General features: G+C 62.5%; 19 protein-coding genes. 10 read left to right on the forward strand and 9 right to left on the reverse strand.

Annotated features, from left to right (window positions below; all coding sequences use genetic code 11):
- Positions 1 to 190: 190 nt before the first annotated feature.
- On the reverse strand, positions 191 to 1,591 hold the full coding sequence (locus ACT3UA_RS05525) for an MFS transporter (RefSeq protein ID WP_096289026.1): 1,401 nt from the start codon (positions 1,589 to 1,591) through the stop codon (positions 191 to 193).
- A 134-nt stretch (positions 1,592 to 1,725) separates the two neighbouring features.
- On the opposite strand from ACT3UA_RS05525, the gene ACT3UA_RS05530 reads away from it, so the two are divergent.
- Both ACT3UA_RS05530 and ACT3UA_RS05535 read left to right on the forward strand, forming a co-directional pair.
- Positions 1,726 to 2,676, forward strand: coding sequence for a LysR family transcriptional regulator (locus tag ACT3UA_RS05530; protein ID WP_096289024.1), 951 nt, complete (start codon positions 1,726 to 1,728; stop codon positions 2,674 to 2,676).
- Positions 2,677 to 2,832: 156 nt separating this feature from the next.
- Positions 2,833 to 3,189 (forward strand): VOC family protein, encoded by a 357-nt coding sequence (locus ACT3UA_RS05535; RefSeq protein ID WP_096289022.1) that lies wholly within the window; start codon positions 2,833 to 2,835, stop codon positions 3,187 to 3,189.
- Positions 3,190 to 3,205: 16 nt separating this feature from the next.
- Here the strand turns inward: ACT3UA_RS05535 and ACT3UA_RS05540 are convergent, their stop codons facing one another.
- Together ACT3UA_RS05540 and ACT3UA_RS05545 are read right to left on the reverse strand one after the other, a co-directional pair.
- Positions 3,206 to 3,847 carry a response regulator gene (locus tag ACT3UA_RS05540; protein ID WP_096289020.1) on the reverse strand — a complete coding sequence of 214 codons (642 nt, stop codon included), beginning with the start codon at positions 3,845 to 3,847 and terminating at the stop codon, positions 3,206 to 3,208.
- The gene (locus ACT3UA_RS05545) at positions 3,844 to 5,082 is read right to left on the reverse strand and encodes a sensor histidine kinase (RefSeq protein WP_141393618.1); all 1,239 of its coding nucleotides are present in this window, start codon (positions 5,080 to 5,082) and stop codon (positions 3,844 to 3,846) included. Before ACT3UA_RS05545 ends, ACT3UA_RS05540 begins: the two co-directional genes overlap by 4 nt.
- 109 nt (positions 5,083 to 5,191) lie before the next feature.
- On the opposite strand from ACT3UA_RS05545, the gene ACT3UA_RS05550 reads away from it, so the two are divergent.
- From ACT3UA_RS05550 to dctA, 8 genes are all read left to right on the forward strand, one after another.
- Positions 5,192 to 6,010 carry a GAP family protein gene (locus ACT3UA_RS05550; RefSeq protein WP_096289016.1) on the forward strand — a complete coding sequence of 273 codons (819 nt, stop codon included), beginning with the start codon at positions 5,192 to 5,194 and terminating at the stop codon, positions 6,008 to 6,010.
- Between the two features lie 77 nt (positions 6,011 to 6,087).
- Positions 6,088 to 6,591, forward strand: a complete 504-nt coding sequence (locus tag ACT3UA_RS05555) for a hypothetical protein (RefSeq protein WP_096289014.1) — start codon at positions 6,088 to 6,090, stop codon at positions 6,589 to 6,591.
- Positions 6,592 to 6,659: 68 nt separating this feature from the next.
- Positions 6,660 to 7,505, forward strand: coding sequence for an exodeoxyribonuclease III (locus ACT3UA_RS05560; protein ID WP_176484305.1), 846 nt, complete (start codon positions 6,660 to 6,662; stop codon positions 7,503 to 7,505).
- A gap of 16 nt (positions 7,506 to 7,521) precedes the next feature.
- On the forward strand, positions 7,522 to 8,559 hold the full coding sequence (gene trpS / locus ACT3UA_RS05565) for a tryptophan--tRNA ligase (protein ID WP_176484304.1): 1,038 nt from the start codon (positions 7,522 to 7,524) through the stop codon (positions 8,557 to 8,559).
- A 62-nt stretch (positions 8,560 to 8,621) separates the two neighbouring features.
- Positions 8,622 to 9,098 (forward strand): 2'-5' RNA ligase family protein, encoded by a 477-nt coding sequence (locus ACT3UA_RS05570; protein ID WP_176484303.1) that lies wholly within the window; start codon positions 8,622 to 8,624, stop codon positions 9,096 to 9,098.
- A 192-nt stretch (positions 9,099 to 9,290) separates the two neighbouring features.
- Positions 9,291 to 10,196 (forward strand): LysR family transcriptional regulator, encoded by a 906-nt coding sequence (locus ACT3UA_RS05575; protein ID WP_096289008.1) that lies wholly within the window; start codon positions 9,291 to 9,293, stop codon positions 10,194 to 10,196.
- 115 nt (positions 10,197 to 10,311) lie between these two features.
- Positions 10,312 to 11,409 carry a tartrate dehydrogenase gene (locus ACT3UA_RS05580; RefSeq protein ID WP_096289006.1) on the forward strand — a complete coding sequence of 366 codons (1,098 nt, stop codon included), beginning with the start codon at positions 10,312 to 10,314 and terminating at the stop codon, positions 11,407 to 11,409.
- Positions 11,410 to 11,574: 165 nt separating this feature from the next.
- The gene (dctA, locus tag ACT3UA_RS05585) at positions 11,575 to 13,017 is read left to right on the forward strand and encodes a C4-dicarboxylate transporter DctA (protein WP_096289004.1); all 1,443 of its coding nucleotides are present in this window, start codon (positions 11,575 to 11,577) and stop codon (positions 13,015 to 13,017) included.
- Between the two features lie 97 nt (positions 13,018 to 13,114).
- On the opposite strand, the gene ACT3UA_RS05590 is transcribed toward dctA, so the two are convergent.
- The 6 genes from ACT3UA_RS05590 to sdhC form a co-directional block, all read right to left on the reverse strand.
- Positions 13,115 to 14,581, reverse strand: coding sequence for a catalase (locus ACT3UA_RS05590; RefSeq protein WP_096289002.1), 1,467 nt, complete (start codon positions 14,579 to 14,581; stop codon positions 13,115 to 13,117).
- A 21-nt stretch (positions 14,582 to 14,602) separates the two neighbouring features.
- Positions 14,603 to 14,764 carry a hypothetical protein gene (locus tag ACT3UA_RS05595; protein WP_176484302.1) on the reverse strand — a complete coding sequence of 54 codons (162 nt, stop codon included), beginning with the start codon at positions 14,762 to 14,764 and terminating at the stop codon, positions 14,603 to 14,605.
- Between the two features lie 120 nt (positions 14,765 to 14,884).
- Positions 14,885 to 15,667 (reverse strand): succinate dehydrogenase iron-sulfur subunit, encoded by a 783-nt coding sequence (locus ACT3UA_RS05600; RefSeq protein WP_096289000.1) that lies wholly within the window; start codon positions 15,665 to 15,667, stop codon positions 14,885 to 14,887.
- Entirely contained in the window at positions 15,667 to 17,454 is a 1,788-nt protein-coding gene (sdhA, locus tag ACT3UA_RS05605) for a succinate dehydrogenase flavoprotein subunit (RefSeq protein ID WP_096288998.1), read from the reverse strand. Before sdhA ends, ACT3UA_RS05600 begins: the two co-directional genes overlap by 1 nt.
- 48 nt (positions 17,455 to 17,502) lie before the next feature.
- Positions 17,503 to 17,946, reverse strand: coding sequence for a succinate dehydrogenase hydrophobic membrane anchor subunit (locus ACT3UA_RS05610; RefSeq protein WP_096288996.1), 444 nt, complete (start codon positions 17,944 to 17,946; stop codon positions 17,503 to 17,505).
- Positions 17,947 to 17,949: 3 nt separating this feature from the next.
- Positions 17,950 to 18,363: a succinate dehydrogenase, cytochrome b556 subunit gene (gene sdhC, locus ACT3UA_RS05615; RefSeq protein WP_170947871.1), complete on the reverse strand. Its 414-nt coding sequence runs from the start codon at positions 18,361 to 18,363 to the stop codon at positions 17,950 to 17,952.
- Positions 18,364 to 18,497 lie beyond the last annotated feature (134 nt).

Raw genomic sequence — 18,497 nt, forward strand, 5'->3', positions numbered from 1 at the left:
CCCGACGCCCCGTGGGCCATCCCCGCCGCGGGGGGGATGGCCCACGGGCCTTTTGCGTACCCGGAGCGCCGTCCGTCGCGGACACGCAAGTGGCATATGTGCAGCGTTCTGGGCAGCCCGGGCACGGCAATGCCCCGGCAGGAAACCCATTTGGTTTCTTGCCGGGGCATTGCTGTATGCCAGGTGCCGTTTAGCGGTTGCTCAGATCCTTGGCAGGTTCTGCCACGCGCTTGTCGAAGACCAGCGCGCCGACTTCCTGTTCGGCCTGATTGCGGAAGGACAGGTCGATGCCTTTCCGATCGCGGATCATCGAGACTGCGATCAGCGAGATCGCCACCACGATCAGCAGGTAGGTGGCCACCGCGTTCGTCCCGCCGGTCGCTTGCACCAGCGCCTGGGCGATGGTCGGGGCGAAAGCGCCGCCGACGATCGCGCCGATCGCGTAGGAGATCGACACACCGGAGAAGCGCACCGAGGCGGGGAACATTTCGGAGTACAGCGCCGACTGGGCGCCGTAGGTCAGCCCCAGCCCGATGCCGAAGATGCCGAAGGCCAGGTAGAGCAGGCCCAGCGACCCGGTGTTGACCAGCGCGAAGACCGGGAACATCGACAGTCCCAGAATCACGAAGCCTACCTGGTAGGTGCGCACGCGGCCCAGCACGTCGGCCAGCAGTCCGGCGATCATCGTGAAGATCAGCCAGATTGCGGCCCCGAAGACCACCGCGATGAGCACGTCGGTGCGTTCCAGACCGATTGGCCCATCCGGGTCGGTGGTGTAGGACTGGAAAAAGCCGCCGGTGGTCATGTAGCCGGCCGCGTTGTTGCCCGCGAATACCAATGCCGCGACGACAACCAGACGCCAGTGCTTGCGGAACAGCTCGAGGATCGGCACCTTGGTCTGCGCCTTCTGCTCGGCGATCTCTTCGAAGACCGGGGACTCGTCGACCGCGCGGCGCACGAAGTAGCCCACGGCGATCAGCACGATGGAGGCCAGGAACGGCACGCGCCAACCCCACTGCACGAATTCTTCGCCCGGGGAGATGACGCCGGTCATCAGCGCCATGGTGCCCGAGGCGAGCAGCATGCCCAGCGGCACGCCGATCTGCGGGTAGGAACCGGCACGTCCGCGATGGGTATCGGGTGCGTGCTCGACGGCCATCAAGACCGCGCCGCCCCATTCGCCGCCGGCGGAGATGCCCTGCAGGATGCGCAGCGTCAGCAGCATGATCGGTGCCAGGATGCCGGCGGTCTCGTAGGTTGGCAGCACGCCGATGAGCATCGTCGCGGCGCCCATGAGGCTCAGCGTGAGCACCAGCATCGCCCGGCGGCCGATCTTGTCGCCGTAGTGCCCGGCGAGGAACGCACCCAGCGGGCGGAAGAGGAAGGACAGGCCCACCGAGGCGAAGGAGATCAGCAGGCCGATTTCCTTGCCGGCAGGTTCGAAGAACAGCTGGCTGAAGACCAGACCGGCGGCGGTGGCGTAGATGAAGAAGTCGTACCATTCAACGGTGGTGCCGATGATGGTGGCAAAAGCGACGCGCCGTTGATTGGACTTGGCGTTCCGTCCTGCGATGTTTGCGGTGTTACCCATGGTGCTCCTCGCTGAGCTGCGCTGGCCCCAAAAAACCAGTACTGCGTGAGTTGTAAGTCACTACAGTGTTGCACCGCACAAACCTTAGGTAAACTTCAAAGATGTGCAGAACTATTGAAGGTAGACTTAACTGTATGCCGAAGTTCACCCTGCGCCATCTGGAAATCATTGCCGAACTGCCCGAACATTCCACCCTTGGCTCGGCCGCCAGCGAGCTGAATATTTCAGAATCGGCGCTGTCGCAATCGATTACCGCAATCGAAAAAATCGCCGGCGAACCCTTGTGCCTGCGCCGCAAGGCCCATGGCGTCTCGATGACCGCCTCGGGGGAGTACTTCGCATCGATGGCGCGAAAAATCATTGCCCAGGTCGATGAGCTGCAGGCAACCTTTCCGCACCAGGAGGGAAAGCTGCGCGGCCCGGTGCGTTTTGGCTGCTTCGCCTCGCTCTCACCCCATGTGGTCCCCGCGCTGCTCGAGGGCTTTCCCCGGGTGCATCCGGAGTTGGACGTCAGCGTGCGCGTGGGCACCCACGAGGAACTGATCCCGGCGTTGAACTCCGGGGATCTCGATGTTGCCTTCGTCTACGACCTGTTGCTGCCGCAAGAGATGAATAAGCAGGTCATCTACGAGACCGAGATGCAGGTGGTGCTGCACCCCGAGCATCCGCTGGCGCGCCTTGAGCGGCCACTGGAACTAAGCGATCTCGTGACGGAACCGTTGATCATGTACCAGTCGGTACCGAGCACCGAATACACCATGCAGCTTTTTGCGGCACGCGGGCTGGTGCCGAGGATCACCGCCTCGGTGCCGCAGATGATCCTGGTCAACGCGATGGTTGGCCGCGGGCTGGGCTACGGGCTGCTGATGTCACGGCCAAACAATGCCGAGCTATCGCTCGAGGGGCGCAAACTGGCAATTCGCCGGCTCAACCCGCCGAATTATCCCAGCGCCGTCGTGGCGATCTGGCCGCGCAAGGCGCAGCTCTCGGCGCGGGTGCTCGCCCTGATCGACTATGCCATTACCGCGATGAACGAGTCCTGGCAGCGTGCGAAACCGGAGAACCAGAGCTCTGCCGGCAGTTAGTCCGAATCGGCAAAAACCCATCGCACCAAGCCATATGCCAAACCGCCGCCTAGCGTGGAATCTTGCGCCGACGGGCACTATCGCCGGGGCGTGCGGCTGGGCATAATGGGAAGCATCCGAAGCACACACGACTTTTCAAGGCGAAGGGCTAAGGAAATGATTGGCACATGGCAGGCCATGGTCATCGACTGCGAGGATCCCAGCGCGTTGGCCACATTCTATGAGCAGCTACTGGGCATGATCCGGCTCGACGATGAGCCGGACTGGGTGAGCATCGGTGACGCACCGGACCGTCCCGGACTGGCTTTCCAGGCGGTCAGCCCGTATGTGGCTCCCGAATGGCCGGGGCATCTGCACCCGCAGCAGGCGCACCTCGATGTGAAGGTCAAGGATCTGGATCTCGCGGAGCAGCAGGTGCTCGCGCTCGGCGCCGCGCTCACCGGTGAAGGCTCGAAGACCTTCCGCGTGTATTTGGACCCGCAGCAGCATCCGTTCTGCCTGGTGAGCTGGTAAGCCGCGCGGGTTTTGCCTAGCCCCAGTGCGCAAAGGCGATCTTTGCCGCCTGCAATCTGGAGCTGACCGACAACTTGCCCATCACCCGGGATACGTGGGTTTTCACCGTCGTTTCCCCGATGCCCAAGCGCGCGGCGATCTGCGGGTTGCTCAGTCCCGCGCCGAGCCCGGCCAGCACCTCCAATTCCCGCTCGGTGAGGGTCTCGGGCAGCGGGGGCGGCGCCGGTTGCGGGTCCAGTGCCGCCATCGCCTGCGCCACGACGCGGGAGGTCACTTCGGGGTCCAGCACCGAACAGCCGCGCGCGGCCGTTTTCACCCCGTCGAGGATTTGCGCCGGCGTGGAACTTTTCAGCAGGAACCCGTGAGCGCCGGCCTGCAGCGCACCGAAGAGGTAGGCGTCGTCGTCAAAGGTGGTCAGCACGAGCACGCGGGCCAAGCCAGCGGAGCTGATTTCGGCCGTCGCGGCGACCCCATCGAGGATCGGCATGCGCAGATCCATGAGCACCACCTCGGGGCGCAGCGCCCGGGCCATATCCACCGCTTGCCTGCCGTCGGACGCCTCGCCGACCACTTCAAGGGCAGAGTCGGCCTCGAGAATCAGCCGGATCCCCATGCGCACCGTGGAATGATCGTCGACGATCAGGGTTTTGACGCTCATCGCGGGTCACCGCCCTTCAGGGTCTCCGGATCGGTGGGGAATTCGCACCTTGCCCAGAATTTGCTGCCGCTGCCAAATTCGCAGTGCCCGCCCAGGGCCTGCACGCGCGAACGGATATTATTCAACCCGCTGCCGGCTCCGCCGGCGCTAGGGGTGCCGGCCGAATCGGGCGCGTCGCGCAGCGTATTGCTGGACTGCACCACCAGGGCCGCCGGTGCCTGGAGCAGCTCCAGGCGCAGTGCGCTGCCCGGGGCGTGCTTTGCATGATTGACCAGCAGCTCACGGACCGTCCGGTAGATCGCCGTCTGGGTCGGCTCGGATACCAGGGCCAGATCCGAAGCCACGCCGGTGTCATAGCTGATTCGCTGCCCGGCCTGTTGGAAAGACTGCACCAATTCGGGCAGCCCGCTAAGGTCCGCGCGCAGCGCCGAGCTGCTGCCCGCGTGCAGCATGCGCACCATCGAAGTCATCTCCTGCAGCCCGGCTACCGATTCGGCACGGATGCTTTCCAGCGGGGCGCGCAGGCCCGGCTGGCTGGTCATCGGCTCGCGTTCGAGCAATGCGCCGCTGAGCAGCGCGATGGAAGAGAGCCGTGCGGAAAGCACATCGTGCATCTCCCGGGCCAGCGCGGTGCGTTCCTCGATATTCGACGCACGATGCTCGGCCACCAGCCGCTCCTCGCGATCCGCCGCGGCGGCGCCTACCGCGGCGGCCCGTGCCGATTCGCTGTGCGCCAGCTCCTTGGCGGTACGCACGTTCTCCGCCCAGAGCATCGGGGTGAAGAAGACAAACCCGGCGATGAAGATCGCCAGCACCGCATCGGAGGTGGACCCGGTCTTCGCCCAGATGTATCCGGCCACGGTGAGCGTGACCAGGCTCAACACGATCAGCGTCCAGCGCCGCACCGGTGCGCCGGCCAGCAGGTAGATGGTGAATACGGATTCGAAGAGCAGGAAGTACCCGCCGATGCTGCCCATCGCCAGCAGCAACGCCGCGAACAGCAGCAGCCATAAGGCGCAGATCGTGGGCATCCGGCGGCGCAGAAACAGCGGAGCCGTGCCAAGGGCCAGCACCGGGAACCACCATCCGGCCAGCGCAGCAAAACTCGCCAGCGGCGGATTGACCAGGTTTGCCAAGTGCAGCACGGAGGTGAGCAGCAAGTACATGCCTACGGTTTCGGGTTCCTGATCCCCGCTGCCCAGGCGGCGCAGCAGCTGCGCTAGTTTTCTTCTCACCCATTAAGCATGCCCGTTGTTCCGGCCGCCGCGCGTCCTCCTAAAGTAGGAGGCCAGGTGGCCCGTTGCCCGATTTTCAAGCACGCCGCGAAGCCGCACAGTGAGAAACATGAACTTCTTAATGCAGTCCCCGGGCCTGATGCTGCTAGTCCTCGCGCTCATCGATGCGACAAGCATTGGCACCCTGGTCATCCCGATCTGGTTGCTGCTGCGGCGCGACTACCGGCGAGCCATCCCGCGCGTGATTGTGTATCTGGGGCTGCTCGCGGCGTTCTACTGGGTGATTGGCGTGCTGATCGGCTCGGGCTGGAACCTTGGTGCGGGGCTGGTTCCGGCCGGCTTCTTCCAACACCCGACGATCAGGCTGCTCAGCCTGTTGCTCGGGGCGGGCATGATCATCTGGGCGTTGACCTACAAAACCGATGCGCAAAAGGCCGCGGCGCTGCGCAAATCGGCAGTCGGGGGCGCGTCCCAAGAGCGCGCGGAGCCAACGGACCCAGCTACGCCGGGGGATGCCGGGCCGCAAGTGCCGAAGAACCTGCGCGGGTTCATGGCCCGGGCACTGGATAGCAAGTCCGGGATCGCGGTGCTGGCGCTGGTCGCGGGGTTGCTGGAACTGCCCACGATGCTTCCGTACCTCGGCGCCATGGCGATACTCAAGCAGAGCGGTTGGTCCGAACCGATGCAGCTCTCCTTGCTGGCGGTCTACTGCGTGGTGATGATCGTCCCGGGCCTCATTTTCGTGGCCATCCGTGCGGCGGCCGGAGACCGCCTGGATAACTGGCTGCAACGGGTGGGCACAAAGCTCGGCGGCTACGCGCAGGAAACCCTCGGTTGGGTGGTGGGCATCGCCGGCTTTCTGATCATCCGGGCAGCGCTGGACGGGATGCCGCTGGGGGACTTCATGAGTCGCGTATTCAACTCCTAGCGCCACCGGGCACGCTGTGGGCGAACCGGTGGCCTGAAAATTGGTCAGCACGGAGCCAAAATGAGATAATTTCAGCTATGGAACCTCTAGGCAGCACCGCGAAGCAGGGCAAAAAAGTCACCCTGAACGCATCGACTCTGGCCATGGCAGTGATGGTCGTCGTCCTCCTGGTGGCGGTCGTGTTCGCCGCCAACTCGAACGAGGTCGTCGGCTGGTTCATCGTCGCGATCTCCGCCGGCTGGCTGCTGCTTGCGGCGTTCATGATGTTCGGCCTGAAGCGCGGGGCGGATAAGATCAATACCTCGCTGCGCGAAGCCACCGCGGCAGCCACCGGCCGCGCGCAGGGTGGCTCCACCGTCGTCGTCGACGAAGGCACGAGCCAGCGCGATATGAAGCTGGACCACTCCTTCAAGATCATCCAGGTGCAGGCCCGGGTGATCGCCGAACAGCGCGAGCAGAACGCGGAGAATTCCGCGGAAATGATCGACCGCGCCCTGGAAACCATCCAAATGACCGCGACCAACGCGCGCGACATGATGAAGCCCTCCGGCGAGGCCATCGACGGCGAGATCGTCAACTAATTGATTTTGTTACCGCGCAGCGCAACGTTCACGCCGAACGTTGCGCTGTCTTTTTGTAAGGTGGAACTGTGATACCTACCAGCGTGGAAATTTTGAGCAAGCTTCAGGGCGCCGTGCGCGTCGCCTCGGTCAACGTCAACGGCATTCGCGCGGCCTACAAGCGCAATATGGCCGACTGGATCGCCGCCCGCGACGCGGACATCCTGTGCCTGCAGGAGGTGCGCGCGCCGGATGCGATCGTGCGCGAACTGATCGGCGAGGGCTGGCACATTCTGCACGCCGAAGCCAAGGACAAGGGCCGCGCCGGGGTTGCGGTGCTTTCGCGCGCCGAGCCGACCGCCGTGCGCGGGGACATCGGCGAGGAATACTTCGCCGAATCCGGGCGCTGGGTGGAAGCGGACTTCGCCATGGAAGACGGCAGCACGCTCTGCGTGGTCTCCGCCTATGTGCACTCCGGGGAGCTGAATACCCAGAAACAGGTGGACAAGTACCGTTTCCTCGAGCGCATGAATGTGCGCCTGGTCGAGCTGAAGAACGAGAAGGACCACGTGCTGGTGGTGGGCGATTTAAACGTCGTGCACACCGAGAAGGACATCAAGAACTGGAAGCCGAACCACAATAAGCGCGCCGGCGTGATGGACGAGGAAATCGCCTACTTCGACGGATTCTTCGGCGCGGAGATCGGGTACAAAGACGTGGCCCGCGAACTGGCCGGCCCCGACGCGCAGGGTCCCTACACCTGGTGGTCCTTCCGCGGGCAGGCCTTCGACAATAATGCCGGTTGGCGCATCGACTACCAGATGGCCACCGCGCAGCTCGCGGCGAAGGCCATCAAATCCCACGTAGACCGTGCCTCGGCCTACGATCTGCGCTTCTCCGACCATGCACCGCTGGTCGTCGACTACCAGTTCTAAAGGACCACTTCATCCCATGAGCGAAACATTCGCCACCACCACCCGTCCCCGCGTGCTGTCGGGCATGCAGCCCTCGGCGGACTCGCTGCACCTGGGCAATTACCTCGGCGCGCTGGTCAACTGGGTCAAGGCCCAGGACGACTACGAGGCGTTCTTCTTCATCCCCGATATGCACGCGATCACCGTGCCGCAGGACCCGGCCGAGCTGCGCAAGCGCACCCGGGTGACCGCGGCCCAGTACATCGCCGGCGGCATCGATCTGGAGAAATCCACGCTGTTCGTCCAGTCCCAGGTCCCCGAGCACGCGCAGCTGGCCTGGGTGCTGAACTGCCTCACCGGTTTCGGCGAGGCGAGCCGGATGACCCAGTTCAAGGACAAGAGCTCCAAGGGCGGGTCCGACCAGTCCAGCGTCGGGCTGTTCACCTACCCGATGCTGATGGCCGCGGACATCCTGCTCTACCAGCCCCAAGGCGTGCCGGTGGGCGATGACCAGCGCCAGCATGTGGAGCTGGCCCGCGACCTGGCCAAGCGCTTCAACCACCGCTTCGGCGAGACCTTTGTGGTGCCCGAGGCCTTCATCCCGAAGGAAGGGGCGCGCATCTACGACCTGGCGAACCCGACCTCCAAGATGTCCAAGTCCGCAGAGTCCCCGGCCGGGCTGATCAACGTGCTCGACGAGCCGAAGCTGATCGCCAAGCGGATCAAGTCCGCGGTCACCGATGCGGGCAGCGTCGTCGCCTACGACCGGCAGGAGCAGCCCGGGGTCTCGAACCTGCTGGACATCCTGGCGGCGATGACCGGGCGCCAGGTGACCGAGCTGGTCGCCGAATTCGAGGGCAAGATGTACGGGCACCTGAAGGTGGCCGTGGCCGAGGCCGTGGTGGAACGGCTCACCCCGATCCGCGAGCGCACCCTGGCGTTGCTCGATGACCCGGCGGAACTGGACCGGCTGCTGCTGGCCGGGGCCGCCAAGGCGCGCACGGTGGCCTCGGCGACGATAACCGATGTCTACGAGAAGGTCGGCTTCCTGCCGCCGCTGGGAAGCCACGGCTAACCGTGATCGAGCCGCAGGCCGGAATGCTCGAGCCCCGCTTCACGCTGGGGGTCGTCATTCCCGTGCCCGAACCACAGCGCAGCGTGCTGCGCGAATGGCGGCGGGTTTATGGGGGAGCGGCGACCGAGCCGATCGCCCCGCATATCACCTTGATCTCCGGGTCCTACGGCGAGTCCTGGGAGCAGGCGGCCAGGCAGGTGCGCCGAGTTGCCCAGGGCAGTGCGTGCTTTGAGGTGCGGCTCGCCTCGGTCGGCTCCTTCCGCCCGGCCAGCGAGGTGGTCTACCTGCCGCTGGCGGCGGGGGCCGAGCGGTGCTGGGAGCTGCATCGGCAGCTGCTGGCCGACCAGTTGCGCCACGAATCGCAATTCGAGTACCACCCGCACCTGACGATCGCGCAGAACGTGCCCAGTGCGGACCTGGATGCCGCGCAGGAACAGCTGCGCGAGGTGGAGCTGAGCTTCGAGGTGCGGACTTTGCAGCTGTTCGACACCCGCGGCGGGGCGTGGAATCTCAGCGAGGAACTCGCGCTGCGATGCTAGCGTTAACCGAACGGAAAGCAAAAACCCCGTGGAACAAAAATGTTCCACGGGGTTTTTCTCTGTCCGGCCAGCTGCACGGAACCCCAACAGCGCTACACATACTGACTCACGATGTGACGCGACCCGTGGGGTGCATCACATAATAGTCAGTGGGCCACGGTGATGGCCAGGGCAACGCGGCGGAGGAGAGACATGGATGTTCGGCAGCTGAGGTATTTTCTAGCGGTGGTCGACCATGAGGGGTTCAATCGGGCGGCCGAGCATTTGCTGATCGCACAACCATCGCTGTCGCAAACTATCAAAAGCCTTGAACGGGAAATCGGGCTGCCGCTATTCCACAGGGTCGGGCGCAGGGCCGTGCTCAGCGAGGCCGGCAAGGAGCTTGTGGGACCCGCGCGACTGGTGGTCCGGGACCTGGATGCCGCGCATTCGGCCATGTCAGCGTTGAAGGGGGTGCGCCGCGGGCGCCTGGAGCTGATCGCCATGCCCTCGCCCGCAATCGAACCGCTGACCACGCTGATAGCCGGCTACACCGAACGCTATCCGCAGATCTCCGTGAGCACCGCCGCGGCGTTTACCGTCGACGATGTGGTTTCCTCGGTGCGTAACGGCAGCAATGAAATAGGACTGCTTGGCGCGGATCGGCCCATCACCGCCCCCGGGGTCGACGTGGTGCAACTCGAACGCCAGCCGCTGATGCTGATCATCAATCCGACGGCCGATAATTTTGGGGCACGCGAGGTGCTCAGTGGCCAGGATCTCGGTGGGGAACGCGTCATCATCTCGCAGCGGGGCTCACTGATGCGCGCCCTGGTTGACGACCTTCTCGCCGGTGGCGTCAACATTGAGATCGTGGCGGAGGTTGCACATCGCACCTCGATACTTCCGCTGGTGTTGGCCGGCGTGGGGCACGCGATCCTCCCCGTCTCGTGGGCGCCGCTGGCGCGCCGTTCGGGACTTCGCGTGACGCGGCTGGAGCCTGTGGCCGAATTGCATGTGGCGATTATCAGCAGGCAGTCGAACCTGACGCCGGCAGCCCGGGCGTTTCTGAGCGTCGCCGAAGCGTATGCCGCGTCGAGTCTTGGCCATCACTCATAGGTTTTTCCTATTCGGAATATGCAATTTCAGTCTTGGACGCAATTCAGCGGAGCCGGTCTAATTGAAACTAAGTTCGCATGTGACGCGGAACACTTTCACTCCAGAGGAGAACGCTATGAGCCAGACCAAGGTATTCAAGATCGCTTCAATCCCGGCCGACGGCGTCGGCAAGGAAGTTGTTGCGGCGGGGCGCCGCGTGCTTGACACCATCGCCGAGCAATCCTCGGGCAAATTCGCCTTCGACTGGACCGAATTTCCTTGGGGCTGTGAATACTACGCCCAGCACGGGGTCATGATGGATCCGAACGGACTGGAAACGTTGAAGGACTTCGACTCGATCTATTTCGGTGCCGTCGGTTGGGAAAACGTCCCCGACCATGTCAGCCTGTGGGGTCTGCGCCTGAACATCACGCAGAACTTCGACCAGTGGGCCAACATCCGACCAGTGAAGTTCCTGCCCGGTGTCACCTCGCCGCTGCGCAAGGCCGACGACACCGAACTTGATTGGATCGTCGTGCGCGAGAATAGCGAGGGCGAGTACGCGGGACTGGGCGGGCGCAACCTATCGGGCCGTGGACCGGGCAACGAAATCGCGTTGCAGACCGCGTTGTTCAGCGAGAAGGGCTGCGAACGCATCATCCGCTTCGCCTTCGATCTGGCTCGCACTCGCACGGTGAAGAAGGTCTCCTCAGTCACCAAATCGAATGCCCAGCAGTACGGCATGGTGCTCTGGGACGAGGTCTTCAACCGGGTGGCCCTGGATTACCCGGAGGTGCGCACTGAAAGCGTGCTCGTCGACGCGATGAGCGCGAAGTTCATCCTGAATCCGGAAGAACTCTCGGTGGTCGTGGCCTCAAATCTCAATGCGGACATCCTTTCGGATCTCGGATCGGCTCTCGCCGGCAGCCTGGGCCTGGCGGCCAGCGCGAACCTGAATCCGGAACGCCGTTTCCCCTCGATGTTCGAACCGGTCCACGGCACCGCTCCGGATATCGCTGGCCAGGGGATCTGCAATCCGATTGGTGCGATCGCCAGCGCCGCGCTGATGCTCGAGCACTTTGGCCTTGAGCAGGAGGCGCGCCGAGTGGAGGCGGCCATCGAGGTCGCCACCGGCTCCGGAAACCTGACCCGGGACATCGGCGGCAACGCCGACACGGAAGCAGTCACCGAAGCCATCGTCCACGCGCTGAGCAGCACCCTGGCAGCCGTCTAAGCTGCGCCACGGCGCTCTCGGGTCGGGTGCTCGACCCGACCCGAGAGTCCGCACTCCGCCCACGGAGCGACTTAGTCTTCGACCCCCCACATATTTTCTAGTCTCGCTCCTAAGCACGCCTGAGATCCACGGAGTAAGACTTATTCCAACACTGAGGTAGGAATCATGGGCAATACCATGCACAGCGAAAGCAACCCTCCCGTACGCAAGCGCTGGTACCGGCAATTGTACTTCTGGGTGCTGATCGCCATCGTCGCCGGCATCATTCTGGGCTGGCTCGCGCCGAAGACCGGTCAAGCCATGCAACCGATCGGTACGACATTTGTCGAAGCGATGAAAATGCTCATCGGTCCCATCGTCTTTTTGACCATTGTTGGCGGCATCGCCAGCGTTGCCGACCTGAAGAAGGTCGGAGCCACGGGGCTCAAGGCATTAGGCTACTTCCAGATCGGCACCATCTGCGCAATGCTCCTGGGACTAGTAGCGATCAACATCTTCCGCTTGGGTGACGGTGTGAACGCCGATGCGAGCAAGATCGAAACCACCGGCCAGGCGGCCGAACTCATAGACAAGGGCGAGAACCAGCAGTGGTGGGAATTCCTCACCCATATCATCCCGGGATCCGTCGCTTCGCCATTCGTCGAGGGCGACATCCTGCAGATCATTTTCATGGCTGTGGTGTTCGGTATCGCGATCAACGCGGTCGGTAAAATAGGTGCCCCGGTGCTGGAGATGGTTCAGCGTCTGACAACGGTCATCTTCAAGGTGTTGAACTTCATCATGAAAGCAGCCCCGCTGGGCGCCTTTGGCGCCATGGCCTTCGCCGTGGGCAAATACGGGGTGGAAACGCTCTCAAGCTTGGGCTGGCTGATCCTGCTCTTCTATGGCACTTCTATCGTCTTCGTCGTCTTCTTCCTTGGCGGAATCATGGCCTTCTTGGGACTGAATATTTTCAAGATGTTTAAGCACTTCCGCGAAGAACTGCTGCTGATCCTGGGTACCTCAACGGCCGAACCGGCTCTTCCGGGGCTGATGAAGAAGCTGGAACATGCAGGAGTGAAGAAGGAAACCGTGGGCCTGGTGGTCCCTACCGGCTACAGCTTCAACCTCGATGGGGCGGCGATCTACCTGTCGCTGGCTGCCGTGTATATAGCCCAGGCCACCAACACGGACCTTACCGTCGGTCAGCAGATTGGAATGCTTGCGGTGATGCTGCTGACCTCGAAGGGCGCGGCAGGCGTGGCCGGCGGTGGATTCATCGCACTGACGGCAACGCTGAGCACATTGGGCACCATTCCGGCAGCGGGCATTATGCTGATCTTCGGCATCGACAAATTCATGTCCGAGTGCCGTGCTCTGGTGAACTTCTGCGGCAATGCGGTGGCTACGTTGTTCATCGCCTGGTGGGACAAATCCCTGGATATCGACCGGGTCCGCCGGGTTTTCAACGGGGAAGACGTTCCCGCCCTTGGAGCAACGGGCACAAACCGGGAGCAAGTCTCCCCGGAGCATGAAACGGAAGCAGTCCTGGAATCGGAACCCGATCCGCATAAGTGCGATGAACCCGAAAATCAGTCAGAATCGCTAACGGGAGCTACAGCACGCTAACGGTTAAGCAAAAAAACAGGTTGGTCCCCGCGAATGTTCGCGGGGACCAACCTGTTTCAGCTCACTCTCCTGCACCCGGAAGAGCGCCGCGCAATGCCTACTGGGCGCGCACGTTGGCTTCGATCTTGGCTCCGACGTCCGGGTCGATATTCTTCCAGTATTCGATGGCGTTGGTGAGCACCGGTTCGATCACTCCGCCCAGCGCGCCGGTGACGGTTTCCACGAGTTCGGCGCGCTGGGCGTCGTCCATCACCTCGCGCACCAGGATGCCTGGCTGGACGAAGTCGCCATCGTCCTCACGCAGGGTGTAGGCCGAGCGGACCAGCTCGCCATCGGACTCGAAGGAGTTCTCCGCCGGACCGGTCTGGTCGCTGTAGCTGTCGCCGAAGGAGTTCGGGGCGTAGACGCTGCGATCCGAGGTGTGCTCGTAGGTCATGCTTCCCTCGAAGTTGTACGAGGTGACCGGGCATTTCGGCTTGTTCACCGGCAGCTGCTGGAAGTTGGTGCCGATGCGGTAGCGCTGGGCATCCGCGTAGGCGAAGTTGCGGCCCAGCAGCATCTTGTCCGGGCTCATGCCCATGCCGGGAACCATATTGCCCGGGGAGAAGGCCGCCTGTTCGATCTGCGCGAAGAAGTTCTCCGGGTTGCGGTTCAACGTCATCGTGCCGACCTTGATGCGCGGGTAGTCCTTCTTCGACCAGACCTTGGTCAGATCGAATGGGTTGTAGCGGTAGGTCTTGGCCTCGTCGTACGGCATGACCTGGATGTACAGGTCCCACTTCGGGAAGTTGCCGGCCTTGATGTTCTCGAACAGGTCGCGGCGGTGGAATTCGGCATCGGAGCCGGCCAGCGATTCGGCCCTCTCCCCGCCCATGGTTTCGAACTTCTCGGACTGCTGGTTCAGGAAGTGGTACTTCACCCAGAACTTCTCGCCATTGGCGTTGACCCACATGTAGGTGTGCGATCCGTAGCCGTTCATTTCGCGCCAGGTCTTCGGCAGGCCGCGCTGGCCCATGATGTAGGTGACCTGGTGGGCTGATTCGGGGTTCTGCGTCCAGAAGTCCCACTGCATGGTGCCGTCGCGCAGCCCAGAGTCGGGCAGGCGCTTCTGCGAGCGGATGAAGTGCGGGAACTTCATCGGGTCGCGCACGAAGAATACCGGGGTGTTGTTGCCGACCAGATCGAAGTTGCCTTCGGTGGTGTAGAACTTCATCGAGAAGCCGCGCACATCGCGCCAGGTGTCCGGGGAGCCGAGCTCGCCAGCGACGGTGGAGAAGCGCATCAGGGTTTCGGTTTTGACGCCGGGCTGGAACAGGGCCGCCTTGGTGTACTGCGAAACGTCTTCGGTGGTTTCGAATTCGCCGAAAGCGCCGGAGCCCTTGGCGTGCGGGCGGCGTTCCGGAACGTTCATCCGGTTGAAATGCTGCAGGGTTTCGACTAGGTGGTGGTCGTGCAGGACGATCGGCCCGTCGGCGCCTACGGTGAGCGAGTTGCGATCGCTGACCGTCGGAATGCCAGCCTGGGTGGTCGAACCAGAGGGGTTCACGTTCTTGTTCTCAGCCATTGTTTCTCCTTTGCGTGGAAATTACATATTTGCCAGGAACGGGTTTACCCCGTGCGCTCCGCGGGCAGCTGCGACGCGGACGCCCTGTGCATGGGCCTCAACCACGGACGGGTGGCGTGCGTGGAAGTCTGTGAAATTTTTAGGGCTGCTGGCGTCGCCGCCAGCTCCCTTGTTGCTCATCATGCCACAAATCAGAATCGGTCAAAATACGCTGGCGGGAATTCCTCTGCTGGTTGCCAGCAGTTAACGCGAAGGGGCCCGAACCGGATGGTTCGAGCCCCTTGGCGGGTTAAGGAAGAATCCTTAGATGGTGCGCGACAGGATCGCCTGCTTGACCTCGGCGATAGCCTTGGTCACCTGGATGCCACGTGGGCAAGCTTCGGAGCAGTTGAAGGTGGTGCGGCAACGCCACACGCCTTCCTTGTCGTTCAGGATCTCCAGACGCATGTCGCCTGCATCATCGCGCGAGTCGAAGATGAAGCGGTGCGCGTTGACGATGGCTGCCGGGCCGAAGTACTGGCCGTCGGTCCAGAAGACCGGGCAAGACGAGGTGCACGCGGCGCAAAGAATGCACTTGGTAGTGTCCTCGAACTTGGCGTGGTCTTCTGCCGACTGGTAACGCTCGCCGGAAGGCTCATGGCCTTCGTTGATCAGGAACGGCATGACCTCGCGGTAGGACTGGAAGAACGGTTCCATGTCAACGATGAGATCCTTTTCAAGGGGCAGGCCCTTGATGGCTTCAACGGTGATCGGCTTGGAGGTGTCCAGATCCTTGAGCAGGGACTTGCAGGCCAGGCGGTTGCGGCCGTTGATGCGCATCGCATCGGAACCGCAGACGCCGTGGGCGCAAGAGCGGCGGAAGGACAGCGAACCGTCGTGCTCCCACTTGATCTTGTGCAGGGCGTCCAGCACGCGGTCCGTGCCGTACATGGTCAGCTTGAAGTCTTCCCAGTAAGCGTCAGCGGTGCTCTCCGGGGTGTACCGGCGAACACGCAAGGTGATGTCGAAGGTAGGGATCTCTCCGCCGCCGCCGACACCTGGCTTGAGTTCAATCTTTGATGCTGGTTCCGGAAGTTCCGTGCTCATTAGTACTTACGCTCCATCGGCTGGTAACGGGTGAAGATTACGGGCTTGGTTTCCATGCGAATGCCGGAAATGCCCTCGGTGGTAGCCGTTGCGTCGCGGTACGACATCGAGTGCTTCATGAAGTTCTCGTCGTCGCGGTTCGGGTAATCTTCGCGGTAGTGTCCGCCGCGTGATTCCTTGCGGTGCATGGCTGCAGCGGTCATGACCTCTGCCATGTCCAGCAGGAAGCCGAGCTCGATGGCCTCAAGCAGGTCAAGGTTGAAACGCTTGCCCTTGTCCTGGACCGAAACGTTCTTGTAGCGCTCGCGCAGTTCTTCGATGACTACCAGTGCACGATTCAGCGAATCCTTGTCGCGGAACACCTGGACGTTCGCATCCATGATGTCCTGAAGTTCCTTCCGCAGTACCGAAACGCGCTCGGTGCCGGTGGAGTTCAGCATGGAGTCGATCTGGGAGCTGGTGAACTTCTCTGGATCTTCCGGAAGTTCCACGAAGTCCGCGGTGGCCGCGTACTTGGCCGCGGAGAGGCCAGCGCGCTTGCCGAACACGTTGATGTCCAGCAGCGAGTTGGTGCCCAGACGGTTCGAGCCGTGGACCGAAACGCAAGCAACTTCGCCGGCGGCGAAGAGGCCCGGGATCACGGTGTCGTTGTCCTGCAGGACCTCGGCCTCGATGTTGGTTGGCACGCCGCCCATCACGTAGTGCGCGGTCGGGAAGACCGGAACTGGCTCGGTGTACGGCTCAACGCCCAGGTAGGTGCGGGCGAACTCGGTGATGTCTGGAAGCTTCGCATCGATATGCGCCGGTTCCAGGTGGGTCAGGTCGAGCAGCACGTAGTCCTTGTTCGGGCCGCAGCCGCGGCCTTCACGCACCTCATTGGCCATCGAACGTGCGACGATGTCACGCGGAGCGAGGTCCTTAATGGTCGGAGCATAACGCTCCATGAAGCGCTCACCCTCGGAGTTGCGCAGGATCGCGCCTTCGCCACGGGCCGCTTCGGAAAGCAGGATGCCCAAGCCGGCCAGGCCGGTCGGGTGGAACTGCACGAATTCCATGTCTTCCAGCGGGATGCCCTTGCGGAAGGCGATGCCCATGCCGTCGCCGGTCAGGGTGTGTGCGTTCGAGGTGGTCTTGAAGACCTTGCCCGCGCCGCCGGTTGCGAAGACAACCGACTTGGCCTGGAAGATGTGCAGCTCGCCGGTAGCCAGATCGTAGGAAACGACGCCGGCAACGCGCTTCTGCTTGTAGGCGGTGCCGTCCTCGCGGTAGGCATCCTCCTCAACCATGAGCATATCCAGCACGTAGTACTCGTTGTAGAACTCAACGTTGTGCTTGACGCAGTTTTGGTACAGGGTCTGCAGAATCATGTGACCGGTGCGGTCAGCTGCGTAGCAGGCGCGACGCACGGCGGCCTTGCCGTGGTCACGAGTGTGGCCGCCGAAGCGGCGCTGATCGATCTTGCCATCCGGGGTGCGGTTGAACGGAAGACCCATTTTTTCCAGGTCGAGCACGGCGTCGATGGCTTCCTTCGCCATGACCTCCGCTGCGTCCTGGTCCACCAGGTAGTCGCCACCCTTGACGGTGTCGAAGGTGTGCCACTCCCAGTTGTCTTCCTCGACGTTGGCAAGTGCTGCGCACATGCCGCCCTGGGCCGCACCGGTGTGCGAACGGGTTGGGTAAAGCTTGGTAAGCACTGCGGTGTGCGCGCGCTGACCGGACTCGATCGCGGCACGCATACCTGCACCACCGGCACCGACGATGACTACGTCGTACTTGTGTACCTGCATTCTTGATGCTCTCTTTTCTGAAAAATCTGTGTGGCTAAAAAAGGGGTTTTAGCACTGTGGCAACGGGCTGTTCACAACGCAAGGATCGAAGGTGAAGATCACCAGGGAGCCAAGCACGATGATGAAGATCGTCGACACATAGAGGACGCCCTTGAGCCAGGCACGGGTTGCGTGCTTCTCGGCGTAGTCGTTGATGATGGTACGCACACCGTTGGTGCCGTGCAGCATCGCCAACCAAAGCAGCGCCAAATCCCAGAACTGCCAGATTGGTGAGGCCCACTTGCCGGCAACGAAGCCGAAGGACAGGGCGTTGATGCCCGTGCCGGTCAGCAGGTTGGCGATCAGGTGACCGAAGATCAGAACGACCAGTACTACGCCGGATAGGCGCATGAACAGCCATGCGAGCATCTCGAAGCTGCTGCGGGACTTTGGTCCGCGAACATACTTCGGGTCTATACGCTGGCTACGGGGGGCAGCAATTTCTGCGCTCATGGTTTAGTGTCCTCCGAATGCAAGCGAGAGGTGGCGGATTGCGAAGCCGGCGAATACAACGACCCAAACGCCGATGACGCCCCACAACAGCTGGCGCTGGTACTTGGTGCCCTGCTTCCAGAAGTCAACCAAGATCAGACGCAGTCCATTGAATGCGTGGAAGAGGATGGCGGCGACCAAAGCGGTTTCACCGAGTGCCATCAGGGGGTTTTTGTACGTGGCAATCACTGCGTCGTATGCACTGGCATCGACGCGTACAAGTGCTGTATCAAGCACGTGCACTAAAAGAAAAAGGAAAATAACGACACCGGTGACCCGGTGTCCCACCCAGGACCACATGCCTTCACGGCCGCGGTATAGGGTGCCTGACGAAGTCTTCGACACTGAACTAAACCTCCAAGGCTCGCAACGGCGCATGTGTATATTGCACACAATGAGATTTGACGCACTTGTGCGAGCGTTCCTTGTGCGAGTCTAAACCACATATGAGCCTCGGTTCTATCTTGAGTCTCGCCCTTGTGAGTATGTTCACCGAATAGTGGCAAATATGC

This window comes from Glutamicibacter sp. 363 (assembly GCF_052379505.1).
GTDB lineage: Bacteria > Actinomycetota > Actinomycetes > Actinomycetales > Micrococcaceae > Glutamicibacter.

Coding starts and splice junctions, on each gene's coding strand:
- ACT3UA_RS05525 (WP_096289026.1), bottom strand. CDS start 1,591: ATGGGTAACACCGCAAACATCGCAGGACGGAACGCCAAGTCCAATCAA.
- ACT3UA_RS05530 (WP_096289024.1), top strand. CDS start 1,726: ATGCCGAAGTTCACCCTGCGCCATCTGGAAATCATTGCCGAACTGCCC.
- ACT3UA_RS05535 (WP_096289022.1), top strand. CDS start 2,833: ATGATTGGCACATGGCAGGCCATGGTCATCGACTGCGAGGATCCCAGC.
- ACT3UA_RS05540 (WP_096289020.1), bottom strand. CDS start 3,847: ATGAGCGTCAAAACCCTGATCGTCGACGATCATTCCACGGTGCGCATG.
- ACT3UA_RS05550 (WP_096289016.1), top strand. CDS start 5,192: ATGAACTTCTTAATGCAGTCCCCGGGCCTGATGCTGCTAGTCCTCGCG.
- ACT3UA_RS05555 (WP_096289014.1), top strand. CDS start 6,088: ATGGAACCTCTAGGCAGCACCGCGAAGCAGGGCAAAAAAGTCACCCTG.
- trpS (WP_176484304.1), top strand. CDS start 7,522: ATGAGCGAAACATTCGCCACCACCACCCGTCCCCGCGTGCTGTCGGGC.
- ACT3UA_RS05575 (WP_096289008.1), top strand. CDS start 9,291: ATGGATGTTCGGCAGCTGAGGTATTTTCTAGCGGTGGTCGACCATGAG.
- ACT3UA_RS05580 (WP_096289006.1), top strand. CDS start 10,312: ATGAGCCAGACCAAGGTATTCAAGATCGCTTCAATCCCGGCCGACGGC.
- dctA (WP_096289004.1), top strand. CDS start 11,575: ATGGGCAATACCATGCACAGCGAAAGCAACCCTCCCGTACGCAAGCGC.
- ACT3UA_RS05590 (WP_096289002.1), bottom strand. CDS start 14,581: ATGGCTGAGAACAAGAACGTGAACCCCTCTGGTTCGACCACCCAGGCT.
- ACT3UA_RS05595 (WP_176484302.1), bottom strand. CDS start 14,764: ATGATGAGCAACAAGGGAGCTGGCGGCGACGCCAGCAGCCCTAAAAAT.
- ACT3UA_RS05600 (WP_096289000.1), bottom strand. CDS start 15,667: ATGAGCACGGAACTTCCGGAACCAGCATCAAAGATTGAACTCAAGCCA.
- sdhA (WP_096288998.1), bottom strand. CDS start 17,454: ATGCAGGTACACAAGTACGACGTAGTCATCGTCGGTGCCGGTGGTGCA.
- ACT3UA_RS05610 (WP_096288996.1), bottom strand. CDS start 17,946: ATGAGCGCAGAAATTGCTGCCCCCCGTAGCCAGCGTATAGACCCGAAG.
- sdhC (WP_170947871.1), bottom strand. CDS start 18,363: ATGCGCCGTTGCGAGCCTTGGAGGTTTAGTTCAGTGTCGAAGACTTCG.